The sequence below is a fragment of the Neisseria sp. P0009.S007 genome (genome assembly GCF_051962515.1).
In genome coordinates, this window is the sequence record NZ_JBQCVF010001021.1 from 1 (window position 1) to 310 (window position 310).

Below are 310 nucleotides of genomic sequence, written 5' to 3' on the forward strand. Positions count from 1 at the left end.
ACTGCATGTTATGCCGCGTTCGCCAGGCTTGCTGTACCATGTGCGCTGATTCTTGCGCTCAATACGTTGCAGGTTGCTTTCAATCTGTTTGTGGTATTCAGCCAGCACTGTAAGGTCTATCGGATTTAGTGCGCTTTCTACTCGTGATTTCGGTTTGCGATTCAGCGAGAGAATAGGGCGGTTAACTGGTTTTGCGCTTACCCCAACCAACAGGGGATTTGCTGCTTTCCATTGAGCCTGTTTCTCTGCGCGACGTTCGCGGCGGCGTGTTTGTGCATCCATCTGGATTCTCCTGTCAGTTAGCTTTGGT

General features: G+C 50.6%; 1 protein-coding gene. It reads right to left on the reverse strand.

The genetic code is table 11. The features are described from left to right. On the reverse strand, positions 1-282 hold a 282-nt coding region (locus ACTHS3_RS17585; protein WP_259347899.1), incomplete at its 3' end, for an antitermination protein N. Positions 283-310: the final 28 nt, after the last annotated feature.